Genomic DNA, 14,866 nt, shown 5'->3' on the forward strand with positions numbered 1-14,866 from the left:
TCGCAAGCTCAGATGATCGTGAGCGTGCTGTTCAGGTCCCAGCCCGAGACCTGCTGATAGCTGCTCCAGTCATACCAGTCGCCGAACGCGAAGCGGTCGTCGCTCGCGCTGGTCACCTGGTACTCGTTGTTGTCGAAGAGGTTGCCGCCATTGAGCAGCCCAGCCTCATCGAAATCCGCCACGGCACCGACGCCGCCATGATCGGCCGTGCGGCTGATGATGACGTTGTCATGCACGTGGTTGTTGACCGTGACATACGCGCCCCGGTCCGCCGTGCCGCCGAAGGATTCGACGTCGCTGCGATCCTGCTGGATCAGGCTGATGCCGTTGGCGCCGTTCGTCATATCCACGGTGTTGCCGTAGATCTCGGCGTTCTGGGAATTCTGGATGATGATTCCGGCACCCCACAGCCAATCGGCGAAACCTGCGCCGTTGCCCGTCAGCACGTTGTCGCGGATCACGACGTCGTAGCTGATCTCATGCACGATGCCACCATGCGAGTTGTTCTCGACCTGGTTGCCTTCGTACAGCGTGTTGAAGTTGTCGATATCGGTCCACAACCCGAAGCCGTGGTTGTCGTGCACCAGGTTGTCCCGAACCACCAGGTTCTCGGTCAGCGCGAACTTCGTGCCGCCGCCTTCCCACAGCACGTCGATGCCGGACCAGAAGCCATTGCTGGCGATCTCGTTGCCCTGCACGAGGATGTCCTGGCCGACGCCGGCCATGCCCATCTCGCCGTTGTTGAGGATGCGGTTGTCCAGCACCTGCGTGTTGCTGCCGACGGCGATGCCGACGCCGTAGTTCAGCTGGATGTCGTTGTCCTGGATGATCCAGCTCTCCGGCAGGTGGTCGCCGCCGATGGCGCCACGCTGGATCGGAGTCGCGTATTTCTCGATCGTCAGGTTGCGCACGACGACGTCGGTTGCCCCGCCCTCGAAGGCCCAGGGCGTGACGCTCGCCTCGACCTTGTGGCCGGACGGATCGGCGCCGAAGAAGATCTTGTCGGCGGCGTAATCGAAGTAGTAGGTGCCGGCATTCACCTCCGCCTTCGAATCGACGTGCTTGAGCGGCTTGTCGTCGATGTAGAGCGTCTCCGGGAATCCGGCGCGGTCATACCCCTCGGCGCCTTCGCCCTGCCCGTTCCGCATCCCCTGCTGGGTCTGCCCGCTGGCCACCCAGAGCGAACCCTCCTTGGCGAAGCTGGTGAGAAGCCTGGCGCCGCTGAGCACGGCACCTTCCTCGCCGAGGAACTGCTGGCCTTCCTTGGGCGTGATCGACTGCAGGCGATGCACGCCCTCCTCGATCCAGAACACGGCGCCCTCGGCGGCGGCGTTCACCATCGCCTGGATGTTGTCGCCGACGGAAACCGTGATTGCACCATCAGGCGCGCCGCTTCCCACAGGGGCGGGTGCCGGCACGGGCTCGGGCGCAGGCTCCGGTGCGGGCTCGGGCGCAGGCTCGGGCTCCGGCGCAGGCTCGGGCTCGGGCGCAGGCTCGGGCTCGGGCTCGGGCTCGGGCTCGGGCTCGGGCTCGGGCTCGGGCTCCGGTGCAGGCTCGGGCTCGGGCTCGGGCTCCGGGATCGGCTCAGGCTCCGGGACCGGCACGGGCTCGGGGGTCGGGACTGGCACGGGCGCCGGGACTGGCACGGGCGCCGGGACTGGCACGGGCGCCGGGACCGGCACAGGCTCGGGGGCCGGGGCCGGCACGGGCTCAGGTTCAGGGACCGGCTGGGGCGCCGGCTCCGGGGCCGGCTGGGGCGCAGGCTGTGGCGCCGCCTCCGGGGGCTCCCGGTCCAGCCGCTGCCAATTGCCACGCGGACCCCAGAACCGGGAAAGCGTCTGGGTCGGGCTCTCCGCCGAGCCTGGCGTGCCGGTTGCGGCGTCGTCATCCGCGCCTCCCCAGCCAGCGACGGGGAGCTGCTTCCAAAAGAATTTCGGGCTGCGAGCCATGTGATTCGGTACTCCGGGCAAGCTGCGCCGGGGCGTTTGCCCTGGCGACGGGATCACGAAAACGCGATCTCGCCCCAACTTGTTAACCTCTGCTTTCCTGGAATGCAATCTAGGCGTGCATGGGATTCCGCTTAAACAACTATTAGGAATCCGCATCGCTTCCGACCCAACCGAACAGTGCAACTCATCCTTGCGCGCCAGCGATCGCCCCGGCCCGCTTCGCTAGGATCGGGCCGCGCCGAAACAGGGATGCCCCATGACCGCGATGCCGAAACTGCGTCACCTGATGGCCCTGTTCGTCCTGTCGGTCCCCGCCCCTCCGGCGCTGGCCACTCCACCCGGCTGCCCGTCCGACGCAATCCGCCTGGACCCCGGCACCGACCTGCGCGCCGCCGCGGCGCAGGCCGAGGAGGGCGCCGCGTTCTGCATCACCGCCGGCACGCATCGCCTGCAATCGATCGTGCCGCGCCGCGGCCAGCGCTTTCATGGCGAGCCAGGCGCCATCCTGAACGGGGCCCGCCCGGTGCGCGCATGGCGGCGCGCCGGTCGCCACTGGGTTGCCGAGGGCCAGGACCAGCAGGGCCAGCGCAAATTCCCCGAGCGCTGCGTGGACACGATGCCGCGCTGCTCGCACCCCGAGACGGTTTTCCTCGATGACGTCCCGCTACGCCACGTCGCGAGCCTGCGCCACCTGGTGCCCGGCACCTTCTTCCTGGATTACGCGACGCGGCGCCTGCATCTCGCCGACGATCCGACCGGCCGCCGGGTGGAGGCGAGCGTCGCGCCCTACGCCTTCCGAGGTGGCGCCAGCGACGTGACCATCGCCAATCTGGTGATCGAGAAATACAGCAGCCCGATCCAGGCGGGTGCGGTGGGGCACGACATTCCCTCGCGCCGCTGGCTGGTGCAGGGCAACGAGATCCGGCTCAACCACGGCATCGGGCTGGTGATCGGCACCGAAAGCCGCGCCTTGGGCAACCGCCTGCTCCGCAACGGCAACATGGGCGCCGGATGCGTCGGCAACGACATCCTGTTCGAAGGCAACGAGATTGCCGGCAACGGCCATTTCTCGGGGGTGGACGTGCTTTGGGAAGGCGGCGGCGCGAAATGCGCACTGACCCGCGGGCTGGTGGTGCGCGGCAACCACCTGCATGGCAACCACGGCATGGGCTTCTGGACCGATATCGACAACATCGGGACGCTCTACGAAGGCAACCTCGTGGAGGACAACAGCATGGGCGGCCTGTCGCACGAGATCAGCTACGCCGCGGTAATTCGCGATAATCGCTTTCGCGGCAACGGGTACGGCTTCGCCCGATGGCTGTGGGGCGGGGCGATCCAGATCCAGAACTCGCAGGACGTGCAGGTGCATGGCAACCGGATCGAGGTCACCGGCCCGGGCAACGGCATCACGCTGATCCAGCAGGATCGCGGCGAGGGTGCGCATGGCCCCTACCTGACGCGCAACAACATCGTGCGGGACAATCGGATCGTGCTGCAGCGGGCAGGACAGCCCGGCGCCTCGGGCCTGATCGCGGATCACGACATTCCCCTGATGCAACGCGGCAACAACGTCTTCGACGGCAATCAGTATTTCGCCGCGGATCCCGCCGCGCTGCACTGGGGCTGGGTCGACCGGTTCCTGGACTGGAACACCTTTCGCCGCGCCTCCGGCCTGGAACGAAATGGCCGTCTGCAGCGCCTGCCGCGCTGAGGCGAAAATGCGGGCGGGCCGGATGTTGCCATCCGGCCCGCCTTGGTCTCTTTTCGCCGTGCCCCTGGGCTTGAACAGGGGCGCTGCGTCAGGCGGGGACCAGGCTCGGCCGCGGCGCATCCTGCGTCGCCAGGACCTGCTTCTCGATCCACGCATAGGTCGGCCGCAGGCCCTCCGCCAGCGTCATCTTCGGCTCCCAGCCCAGCACCTCGCGCAGCCGCGAATTGTCGCTGTTGCGACCGCGCACGCCCTGCGGCTTGGTCCGGTCGTGCCGGCGCCGCACGGTCTTGCCCGCCACGGCGGCAACCAGGTCCACCAGCTCGTTCACCGTCACCATCTCATCCGTGCCGAGGTTCAGCGGCAGTTCGTAGTCGGAACGCATGATACGGTAGATGCCCTCGACGCAATCCGAGACGTACATGAAGGACCGCGTCTGCTCGCCGTCGCCCCAGACCTCGATCTCGCCGCCATCGGGGGTGCCGGCGACCTTGCGGGAGATCGCGGCCGGTGCCTTCTCCCGCCCGCCATCATAGGTGCCGAGCGGGCCATAGACGTTGTGGAAGCGCACGACGCGGGTCGGCAGGCCACGGTCCGAGCTGTAGTACTGGCACATCTTCTCGCAGAACAGCTTTTCCAGCCCGTAGCCTTCCTCCGGCTGCGCCGGCCAGGCATCGTCCTCGCGCAGCGGCACCACGTCGGCGCTGGTCTGCAGGTGGTGCGGATAGACGCAGGCGGAGGAGGAAAACAAGAACCGGCTGACGCCGCTGGCGCAGGCGGCATCCAGCATGCCGATGTTCATCAGCGTGTTGTTGCGCGCAATGGCCGCGCGTTCCGCCGTGATGTAGCCGATACCGCCCATATCGGCCGCGAGGTGGTAGACCTCGTCGATGCCGGCCGTCGCCGCGAGGCAGTTCGCCGGATCGCGCAGATCCGCCGTCAGGAACTCATCCGCATCCGAGGCGGCGTATTCCGGCTGCTTCTGGTCGGCACCACGCACCCAATGGCCGGCCCGAACCAGGTGGGTCACCAGATGGTGCCCGATGAAGCCGCCCGCACCCGTGACCAGAACGCGCTTTGCTGACATCGCTGAATTCTCCTGCGAAGTTTGCCGTCGGACTCTGGTTGCATGGGTATCAGCGAAAGGCCGCTGTGCGCGGGGCGCAGAAGGCTATGCCTCGCAAGGGGGATGCCGCGCGGCCGCCGCCGCCCCGCTGGCCGTCGCGTATTGCCGGCGCAGAGGGATGATGTGCCGCAGCGGCGGCCGACCAGCGGGGCTACCCCGCAATTTCCCTCAGAGCCGGCGCGTTCCGGCCCCATGAATGGTGCGCCGCCAGGCCGCCGATTTGGCCGTCGCCGGCGTCGGGGAATGGTCGTGATCGTCGGTCCGAGGAGTTGCAACATGGAGTGGGTGCCGCCGGACGCCAGGTCCGCAGGTGAAGGGCTCGCCCACGTCCATCCGGACGTCCCCAGCCACGTCCATCCGGACGTCCCCAGCCACGTCCATCAGGACGCCTCGCGAGACGTTACCAGCCAGATCCCCCAAGACATCATCGCCGAAGCTGCGCGCCCCGCGGCGATGCAGTTTCGCCAGATGCCGGCGACAAGTCCGGCCAGCTTCGTCACCAACCGCGCCAGGACAACGCCAGCCATGACGCATTCGCGCATCCTCATCACCGGCGGCAACGGATATGTCGGCCGTTACCTCACGGACCTGCTCCGCCCGCACGGCCAGCTCTGCATCGCCGACATGCTCCGCTACGGCAATTGGCGCTTCCCGCCGAACGAACGCGACCGCCTGCGACTGGAGGAAGTTGACATCCGCGATGCGCCGCGCGTCGCCGCGCTGATGGCGTCCTTCCGGCCGCAGGTCGTCGTGCATCTCGCCGCGCTGCACTACATCCCGGAATGCGAGGCCGATCCCGCGCTCGCCGTCTCCACCAATGTGCAGGGCACGCTGAACCTGCTGCTGAGCTGCCCGGAAGGCTGCCGCTTCGTCTTCGCCAGCAGTGGCGCGGTGTACAAGCCGGATGACCGGCCGCACCACGAGACCACGTCCGAGCTCGGCCCCAACGACATCTACGGCTTCAGCAAGCTGCATGGCGAACACTACGTCAGCGCCATCGCGGCGAAGCGCCGGCTGAAGGCGGTGATCGTGCGGCTGTTCAACGTGATCGGCCCCGGCGAAACCAACCCGCACCTGCTGCCGGAGCTGATCGGCCAGCTCAAGGCGGGCCGCAACGTCATCGAGCTCGGCAATCTGTCGCCACGGCGGGACTACATCAGCGTGCGCGACGCGGCGGCCGGCTTCTGCGCCGTGGCGCTGCATGACGAGGTGGAGACGGGTGCCACGCGCACGGTCAACCTCGGCACCTCCCGCACCTATTCGGTGGCGGAGGTGGTGGAGAAGCTGCGCCGCATCTCCGGCATCAATTTCGAGATCCGCCAGGCTCCGGGCCGCGTCCGCCAGGTGGATCGCCCGATGCTGGCCGCCGACAACCGATCGATCGAGGAGCTGTATGGCTGGCGGGTGCGCCAGAGCATCGACGACACGCTGAAGGAGCTGTGGCAGGCGCCCGACTTCGCCCATGGGCTGGTCGAGAAGTATCTGTGAGCCCGATGGATGCCGCCGGACACGCATGGCCGGAGCGGCCGGGCCGGTGCGAGCGGCAACCGCGAATCCTCGCCGCCATCATCGTGCCGCCGCATCTCACCGTCAGCGGCGGCGCGCGGGCCGCGGAACAGCTCAGCGCCGCGCTCGCAAGCCGGTGCGACATCACCGTCGCCAGCATGATGAACGGTGCGGGCAGCGGGGCCGCGGCCACGATGCCGGCGCCGCACCGCAGCCCGGTCCGCAGCGCGCTGCCACCGCTGCTGCCCTGGTCCTGGCTGCCGAACCGCTTCGCCACGCTGTTCTACCGCTCGGACATCCCGCGCCTGATCGCGCCAGGGATCGACCTCGTGCACCTGCACAACCCGATGCCGGCGCTGGAGCTGGCACGCATCGCCAGCGCCTGCCGTGCAGGCGGCTTGCCCTATGTCGTCTCAACACACGGCTTCAACGAGGTGTGGAACGGCGAGGCGATCTACGGCTTCGACGGCCCGAAGCGTCTTGCCTGGCGGCGGCTGGTGGTGGAGCCGGTCTCGCGCGCGGTACGCGGCGCCGACGCGGTCTTCGTGCTTTCGCCGGCCGACATCGACATCGTCCGCGGCATGGGCTTCGCCGGCGACATCCTGCAGGTCCACAACGGCGTCGATCTCCCGGTTCTCGCGGCACCCGAGGGCGATGCGGCGCTGCTGCAAAGGCTCGGCGTTCCGGAACGCGACGACCCGAACCGCATCCACTGCATGTTCCTGGCCAACCATACGCCGAACAAGGGCCTGCCCGATCTGCTCAAGGCCTTCGGCCAGCTCGATGTTCCCTACACCCTGGTGGTGGGCGGGGAGCGACGCGACGCCATCGACTACGAAAGCCATCTTCGCGCCTGCCGCCCCGGCCAGCGTATCATCGTGACCGGACGGCTGACGGATCCCGAGGTCGCGGCCCTGTACCGGCAATCCGATCTCTTCGTCTTCCCGACCCTGGCGGATACCTTCCCGCTCGTGGTGCTGGAGGCGATGGCGCATGGCGTCGCCGTGCTCGCCTCCGCCGTCGGCGGCATCCCGCACCAGATCACCGAAGATTGCGGCGTGCTGGTGCCACCGGGCGATCCCGCGGCGCTGGCCGCCGCCGTTGCGCGGCTTGCCGCGGAACCCGGTCTGCTGGAGCGCATGGGCTGCAACGCACGCGCCCGGGTCGCGGCGGAGTTCAGCTGGGAACGCGCCGCGGACCAGGCGCTGGCCGGCTACCGCCAGGTACTGCGCCGCCGCCCCACACCGGCGGCGTGAAGGCCATGGCCGTGTGGAGCAGCTTGCACCTGTCGCGCATCTCCTGGTCGCTGGCCGACCAGGGCGTTGTCAGCGCCGGCACCTTCCTGCTGAACGTCTTGCTGGTGCGGGGCCTCGTCGCCGAGGATTACGGCATCTTCGCATTGCTGTTCGGTGGCATGCTGACGCTGCAGCTGGTGAACACCGCGCTGGTGATCCATCCGCTCTCGGTGCGGCTGGTGAACGCAGCGTCGGCCGAGGTGCCGCGCCTGCTGCTGGCGAGCCTGGTGCTGATGGGCTTGCTGACGCTCGGTCTGGCCGTGCTGCTGGCGGCCATCATCCTGCTGCTCGGTCGGCCGGATCTGGTGCTGCCCAGCCTCGCCTGCTTCGTCGCCTGGCAGATCCAGGAGAGCATGCGACGTGGCCTGCTCTCCGCCTTCCGCTTCCGCACCGCAGCCCTCGGCGATTCGCTCAGCTATATCGGGCAGGTCGTCGTGGTGGCCGGCCTGTCGGTCGGCGGTGGGCTGACGCTGCAGGCCGCGTTGTACGGCATGGCGGCGACCTCCGCCCTGGCCGCCGCGCTCCAGGCGCTGCAACTGGAGCTTCGCATCACCCGCCCGCTCCGGCTGGCGGAGACGGCGGCGGATTACTGGTCGATCGGTGGTGGCTGGGCGCTCGGCAACGGCATGCTGCTGCATGGCCGCGCGCAGCTTCTGCTCTGGGGGCTGGCGGCGCATGCGGGTCCGGCAGGCGTCGCCGTCTTCCAGGCGGCGCTCAACATCGTCAACCTGAGCAACCCGGTGATGCTCAGCCTGTGCAACATCATCCCGCCGACCGCGTCGCAGGCACGGCAGGGCGGCCTCGCCGCCGCCTGGCGTGCCTCACGCCTCTACGCCTTCCTGGCTGCGCCACCGCTGCTGGCCTACGGCATCATCGTCGTCGCCGTGCCGGATCTCATGTTCCGGCTGCTGTACGGCGCCGACTCGCCCTACCTCGAATTCACCATGGAGTTGCGGCTGCTCGTCCTCGCGACCCTGCTTGGCTACGCGGCGGATGTGGTGGCGGCCTTCCTGCACGGCGTCAGTGCAATCCGGCTCGTCTTCTTCATCGCCTGCATCGGCGCGCTAACCACGCTGGTGCTGGCCGTACCGTTGATCGGCGGCTTCGCCGTCATCGGGGTCTGCCTGACCCATATCGGCGCGAACCTGGCGCGGCTCGTTGCCTCCTGGCTCGTGCTCGCGCGGCTGATCGGTCCGACCACGGCCGACCTGCCCGCATGACAGCCCGCAACACGCAATCACAGAAGGTCTGCAAATGAACCTACGGAACGGGTCCACAACGTCGGAACGGCAGCCATCGCGCCTGGCCATCATCGGCTGCGGCGCAGTGGTCCAGCATCATCTGCTGCCGGCGCTTCGCCGCATCGGATGGAATCCGGAGGTTCTCGTCGATCCCTCGGAGGCGAACCTGCGGGCCACCGCCGCCATTGCCGGAAAGAACCGGCAGATCATCAAGGTGGCCGACTGGACTGCGGCCACTTCCGCCTTCGACGCGGCCATCGTCGCCGCGCCGCACACGCTGCATGGGCCGATCGGCAAGGCGCTGGTCGCCGCGGGCAAGCACGTCTTCATGGAGAAGCCGCTTGCCACCAGCACGACCGACGCGCGGCTGATGCTGGAAGGCGCCCTGCGCGGCGGCACCATCCTCTCGGTCGGCCTGCTGCGTCGCTACCTGCATGTGGCGCGCTGGACCAAGGCGTTGATGGAATCGGGCATCCTCGGCCCGATCCGCCACGTCACCGCGCGGGAAGGCTTCGTCTTCAACTGGGCGACCAGCACCGATGGCCTGCTGAAGCCCGGGCTGGCCGGCGGCGGCGTGCTGATGGACACCGGCGCGCATACGCTGGATGAGATGCTTTGGTGGCTCGGCGATGCCCGCATCACCCACTACCGCGACGATGCGCGGACCGGCGTCGAGGCGGATTGCCTGGTCGAGCTGGAATTCGCAGCCGGCGGGCAGGGCCTGCTCGAACTGAGCCGCAGCCGCGACCTGCCGAACACCTGCCGGATCGTCGGCGCCAACGGGCATGTGGAGGTGCACCTGTACCGCAACGAGGTGCTGGACTGCTCCGAGAATGTGCGCGCCTTCAAGGCGCATGGCTTCGGCGTCGGCAGCTTTCCCGAACAGCGCTTCCCGGAGCTGTTCGGCGCGGAGCTGTCGGATTTCCGCAAGAGCATCGCCGAAGGAAGCCAGCAGGGCATCGCCGGGTCCGAGGGGCTGCGCTCCATCGAGGCGATCGAGGCCTGCTATGCGCGGCGCGAGGCCATGGTGATGCCGTGGGAAGCGCCGTCCCGCGACGCGGGCATCCCCAGCGTCGCGCCCGGTACGCGCGTCGCCATCACCGGCGCCACCGGCTTCATCGGTGGAAGGCTGGCGGAGCGGCTGCTGGAACAGGGCGCGCAGGTGCGCTGCCTGGTCCGCGGCATCGGCACGGCGGTGCGCCTGGCGCGATTGCCGGTCGAGATCCGCAAGGTGGATCTGGTGGATGAGGCCGCGGTGGCGGAGGCGCTGGAAGGCATCGACCTGGTCTTCCACTGCGCCTACGACCCGCGCTCCGCCCCGCAGAACCTGACGGGCACGCGCAACCTGATCGCGGCCAGCCTGAAGCACGGCGTGAAGCGCTTCGTCTATACCAGCACCTTCTCGGTCTACGAGCCGTTCCCCGACGGGCCGCTGACCGAGGACACGCCCGATGGTGACAAGAACTGGGTCTACACCCGCACCAAGCTCGAGCTGGAGAAGGCTGTGCTGGACGCGGTGCGGGAGAAGGGGCTGCAGGGCACCATCATCCAGCCCACCATCGTCTATGGCCCCTTCTCCCGCCCCTGGACGATCGCGCCGGCGGAGATGCTGCTCTATGGCACGGTGATCCTGCCGGATCGCGGCGAGGGCCTGTGCAACGCGGTGCATGTGGATGATGTGGTGGACGCCATGATCCTGTGCGCGCTGCGTCCGCAGGCCGTGGGCGAGCGCTTCGTCATCTCCGGCCCCGAGACGGTGACCTGGGGCCGCTTCTTCGAATCCTTCGCCCAGGCACTGCGGGTGAAGGGGCCGGTCTACCGTCCCGCCGCCGATATCGCGCGCGAGAATAGCGGGCTGCTGCACGACATGAAGCTGGTGGCACGCAACCCGAAGAAGATCGTGCAGATCGCGGTGCGGAACCCGGCGATGCGGAAGCTTCTGCAGAGCGCCCTCGATTCGCTGCCGAAGCCGCTCTACGACGTGGTCAGCCGGCTGTACTTCGGCGATGGCAGCCGCCCGACCGGCATGGTCCACCTGCCCGACCCGCAATTGCTGCGGCTCTATGCCGCGAAGGCCTCGGTGGGGTCGGAGAAGGCGCGGCAGATGCTCGGCTATGCGCCGCGCTACGACTTCACGCGCGGCATGGCGGAGACGGCGCTGTACCTGGACTGGGCTTTCGGCGCGCAGCCACGCGCGGGCGGGGTGCCGGAAGCACCGCCCACGGCGCTGGCCGCCACGTCAATCGCCGCCGAATAGCCATGTCGGCACAGGTCCTGGATTTCCCGCCTCGCGCCGCACGGCGCCCGGAGCCCAGCTCCGGGCCGCCGCGGCCACTGGACATCCGCCATGTCGCGGTGGCGGACGGCCTGGGCCACCCCAGCGGCGCCAACGGGGTGCACAACGTCGCCCGCGCGCTGGTGCGCGAACAGCGCGAGGCGGGCGACGCGGCAAGCCTGGTGCTGCTCGCACGCGGAGAGGTCGCGCTGGATGCGGCACCGGATTGCCCGACTCGGGTGTTACAACTCGGCTGGCCGGTGCTGCGCGGGCGCAACCTGCGCGTCGCCTCGGCGACGCTGGATGCGCTGCTCGCCGGGGCCGGCCGGCGGACGCTGTGCCACATCCATGGCGGGCGGGAGCCGATGCTGCCGGGGCTGGGGCGCAGCCTGCGGCGTCGCGGCGTGCCCTATGCGATCACGGTGCATGGCCGCTTCTCGCATGTCTACGACCCGGAAGGCCGCACTCTGAAGCGGAGCACGGCGCTCTATCTGCGGCTGCTCGAACGCTCGCTGCTGGAAGGCGCGCGCTTCGTGCAGGCGCTGTCGGCGGAGGAAGCGGCCATCCTGCACCGCATCGCGCCGTACGCGCGGATCGAGGTGATCGGCAACGGTGCCTATTCCACGCGGCTCGGCGCGACACCGGCCGCGCCGCTGCCGCGCAGCCGTTCCGAGAGCTTCCCGCATTTCGGCTATTGCGGCCGCTACGCCATCGAGCACAAGGGCCTCGATCTGCTGCTGGAGGGTTTCGCCCTGCATTGCCGGGCCGGTGGCGCCGGCCGCCTGACGATGATGGGCAGCGGCCCGGCGCGGGCGGAGCTGGAAGCACTGGCCGCGGCGCTCGGCATTGCCGGGAGGGTCCGCGTGCTCGGCCCGCAATTCGGCGCGGCGCGTGATTCCCTTCTGCGGGACTGCGACTTCTTCGTCATGGCGTCCCGCTACGAGGGCCTGCCGCTGGCCGGCATCGAGGCGGCGCTGCTCGGCCTGCCACTGATCGTCACCGCCGGCAGTGGCCTGCGCGCGGCGGTGACGGCGCAGGGGGCGGGCGTACCGATCGAACGCCACACGGCGGAATCCGTGGCCGCGGCGCTGCACCATGCGGCAGCGCTGACCCCTGCCGCCTGGCAGGCGCAGGCAGCGGCAGCGCATGCGATGGTTCTGAAAGAAGGTGACTGGTCCGGCATCGCGGCCCGCCTGCGCGCCGCCTATCTGGAATGACGAGATGAGCGCCACGACATACCTTCCCGCGGAACGCCTTCAGCTCGGCGATCGCTACCTGGTGGCGCTGGCCATCGTCTTGTGCGGCTACGCCGTCTCCGGCAAGGGCTTCGCCTATCTCGGCGTGGCGCCGCTTTATGTCGGGGAGATCCTGCTGGGCATCGGCCTGCTGGTGATGTTCGCCAGCGGCTGCATGCTGGCCGCCTTCACCAACCTGCCGAACCTGCTGCTGGCGATGCTCTGCGCCTGGGTGGCGGTGCGGGCCGTGCCCTATGTCGGCACGCATGGCATGGACGCGCTGCGCGATGCCGTGGTCGCCATCTACGGCGCCTTCGCCTTCATCACCTGCGCCGTGCTGCTGCAGCGGCCGGAGCGCCTGGCGACGGTGCTGCGCCTGTTCGCCGTGCTGGCGCTGATCTATGGCTGCTGGGGCTGGGCGCCCTATGTGCTCGCCTCCTTCGCCGACATGCTGCCCGGCTGGCCGGGCTCCGGCCTGCCGCTGGTGCAGTTGCGGCCGGGCGAGGTCGCGGTGCACCTGGCCGGCGCCGCGGTGTTCGCACTGCTGTTCTTCCAGCGCGTCCATTGGGCCTGGCTGCTGATGCTGCTGGCAGGCATCGGCCTGACCGCGGCGCAGAGCCGCGGCGGCCTGCTCGCCATCGCCCTGCCGCTGTGCTTCGCCATCGTGATGACCGGCAAGGTGGCGCAGGCCGCGAAGGTGCTGATCATCGGCATCGTCGTCGCCAGCGCGGCCGCCGCGGTGTTCTCGGGGCTGGAACTCGGCGGCACCTCCCGCGAGATCAACCTGGAGCAAATCGCGCTGAACGCGCTGAGCATCTTCAGCGACACCTCGGAGGCCGGGCTGGACGGGACCAAGGCCTGGCGGCTCAACTGGTGGGACGACATCATCGGCTACACCATCCACGGCGAGTATTTCTGGACCGGCAAGGGCTTCGGCATCTCGCTGGCGGAATCCGATGGCTACCAGGGCACGATCCTGCCCGGCGTGCCCATCCTGCGCAGCCCGCACAATGCGCACATGACCATGCTGGCGCGTGCCGGCGTGCCGGGCCTGGTGCTGTGGCTCGGCGCATTGGGAAGCTGGGGCCTGATGATGCTGCGGGGGATGATCCTGGCGCGGCGCCGGGGCGAGGAATTGTGGTTCCGGCTGTTCCTGTTCCTGCTGTGCTACCTCGGCGCGATCATCGTGAATGCCTCATTCGACGTGGCGCTGGAGGGGCCGATGCTCGGCATCTGGTTCTGGGTGCTGTTCGGCCTCGGCAGCGCCTGCGCCATGATCTACCAACAGCGCCTGGATGGCGGCCGCGCCATCCTGTAGCGCCAAAGGCTCAGGCGGGCCGCCGCACCGGGCTGCGCCGCCGGCCAAGCCGGGCCGCGATAACCCGACCCAGCTGCTGCATCGGCCGCTCCAGCACGCCGTGCAGCAGCCAGGCCAGCGGCACGGTGGCGGCCAGCGTCGCCAGCGTAATCAACACACCCAACCCCAGCGCCTGCGCCGGCCCGAGCTGCGCCGGCAGCCACGGCAGCACGGCGTGGCCGATGACGCTCAGCACGATGACATGCAGCAGGTAGATGCCGAAGGACAGGCGGGCCAGCAGGCGCATCGGTGTGGCGTGGAACAGAGCGTGGTCACGCCCGTGCATCAGCAGCACCACGCCGGTGACCGCGCCCAGCGTTTCCAGCAGCACGACAAGCGGCGGGGCGAAGACCTCCGGCGCCAGCAGCCGCCGCGCGAAGAGGAACACCAGCAACAGCGCGGCGAGCAGCAGCCGGCGCGGCCAGGCCTGCATGCCGCCCAGCGCCGCGGCGATGGCAGCGCCCCAGCGCGGCAGCAGCGCACCGGCGAAGAAGCAGAACAGGAAGATGTTCATGTAGTGCCACTGTTCCGTCCGGCCGGGCGCCAGGAACATGGCGGCGAGCAGCAGCAGCGCGGTCACCGCGGCACGCCGCGCCGTCAGCGTCATCAGATACAGCAGCGGGAACACGGCCGAGGCCAGGATCTCCACCTTGATGGACCAGGCTGGACCATTCAGCGTGGCGCTGCGGCCCTGCGCATTCGCCACGAATTCGGCGGGCAGGTCCGCCGGGTCGATCTTGTACTGGGCGTTGAACCAGTGCGTCGCCTGCGGGAATTCCTGCATCGTGAAGTAGTGCAGTTGCAGCAGCGCGGCCATCGCGGCGGTGAAGACCAGCAGCGGATACAGCCGGAAGCCCCGCTTGATGAGGTAGCCGAGCACGGGGCCGGCCTGCACCGGCGGGTCGCGTTCCAGCGACATTGCCAGCACCGTGCCGCTCAGCACGAAGAAGAAGGTCACATAGCCGGGCCCGTTCGCCAGGCCCAGCAGCAGGTGCTGCGCCAGCAGCCAGGGCTGCGAGAAGTCGACCGGCAGGCGGTGCGCCTCCTCCATGCCATGCACCTGGAACGTCAGCAGCCCGTGATACAGCACGACCAGCACGGCGCAGATGCCGCGGCCGATATCGAGCGCCTCGGCACGTGGCCCGTCGCGTCGCAGCGTGGATGCGGACAT

General features: G+C 69.1%; 10 protein-coding genes. 7 read left to right on the forward strand and 3 right to left on the reverse strand.

What is annotated here, in order from left to right:
- Positions 1-8: 8 nt before the first annotated feature.
- Complete coding sequence (locus tag HB662_RS05065; RefSeq protein ID WP_209443125.1) at positions 9-1,604, reverse strand: right-handed parallel beta-helix repeat-containing protein; 1,596 nt, start codon at positions 1,602-1,604, stop codon at positions 9-11.
- A gap of 601 nt (positions 1,605-2,205) precedes the next feature.
- Here HB662_RS05065 and HB662_RS05070 point away from each other — a divergent pair.
- On the forward strand, positions 2,206-3,663 hold the full coding sequence (locus tag HB662_RS05070) for a right-handed parallel beta-helix repeat-containing protein (protein WP_168047856.1): 1,458 nt from the start codon (positions 2,206-2,208) through the stop codon (positions 3,661-3,663).
- 88 nt (positions 3,664-3,751) lie between these two features.
- Here the strand turns inward: HB662_RS05070 and HB662_RS05075 are convergent, their stop codons facing one another.
- The gene (locus HB662_RS05075; RefSeq protein WP_168047858.1) at positions 3,752-4,747 is read right to left on the reverse strand and encodes an NAD-dependent epimerase/dehydratase family protein; all 996 of its coding nucleotides are present in this window, start codon (positions 4,745-4,747) and stop codon (positions 3,752-3,754) included.
- A gap of 564 nt (positions 4,748-5,311) precedes the next feature.
- Here HB662_RS05075 and HB662_RS05080 point away from each other — a divergent pair.
- From HB662_RS05080 to HB662_RS05105, 6 genes are read left to right on the forward strand one after another with little or no spacing between them, the layout of a single operon-like run.
- Positions 5,312-6,274, forward strand: a complete 963-nt coding sequence (locus HB662_RS05080) for an NAD-dependent epimerase/dehydratase family protein (protein WP_168047860.1) — start codon at positions 5,312-5,314, stop codon at positions 6,272-6,274.
- 5 nt (positions 6,275-6,279) lie between these two features.
- On the forward strand, positions 6,280-7,548 hold the full coding sequence (locus HB662_RS05085) for a glycosyltransferase family 4 protein (RefSeq protein ID WP_168049349.1): 1,269 nt from the start codon (positions 6,280-6,282) through the stop codon (positions 7,546-7,548).
- An 11-nt stretch (positions 7,549-7,559) separates the two neighbouring features.
- Positions 7,560-8,807 carry an MATE family efflux transporter gene (locus HB662_RS05090; RefSeq protein WP_168047862.1) on the forward strand — a complete coding sequence of 416 codons (1,248 nt, stop codon included), beginning with the start codon at positions 7,560-7,562 and terminating at the stop codon, positions 8,805-8,807.
- Between the two features lie 34 nt (positions 8,808-8,841).
- Positions 8,842-11,085 (forward strand): NAD-dependent epimerase/dehydratase family protein, encoded by a 2,244-nt coding sequence (locus HB662_RS05095; RefSeq protein ID WP_168047864.1) that lies wholly within the window; start codon positions 8,842-8,844, stop codon positions 11,083-11,085.
- Between the two features lie 2 nt (positions 11,086-11,087).
- A complete protein-coding gene (locus HB662_RS29015) occupies positions 11,088-12,320 on the forward strand; it encodes a glycosyltransferase family 4 protein (protein WP_168047866.1) in 1,233 nt (410 codons plus the stop codon).
- Between the two features lie 4 nt (positions 12,321-12,324).
- Entirely contained in the window at positions 12,325-13,656 is a 1,332-nt protein-coding gene (locus tag HB662_RS05105) for an O-antigen ligase family protein (protein ID WP_168047868.1), read from the forward strand.
- Positions 13,657-13,666: 10 nt separating this feature from the next.
- On the opposite strand, the gene HB662_RS05110 is transcribed toward HB662_RS05105, so the two are convergent.
- A complete protein-coding gene (locus HB662_RS05110; RefSeq protein ID WP_168047870.1) occupies positions 13,667-14,866 on the reverse strand; it encodes an acyltransferase family protein in 1,200 nt (399 codons plus the stop codon).

The organism is Falsiroseomonas frigidaquae (assembly GCF_012163145.1).
Taxonomy (GTDB): domain Bacteria; phylum Pseudomonadota; class Alphaproteobacteria; order Acetobacterales; family Acetobacteraceae; genus Falsiroseomonas; species Falsiroseomonas frigidaquae.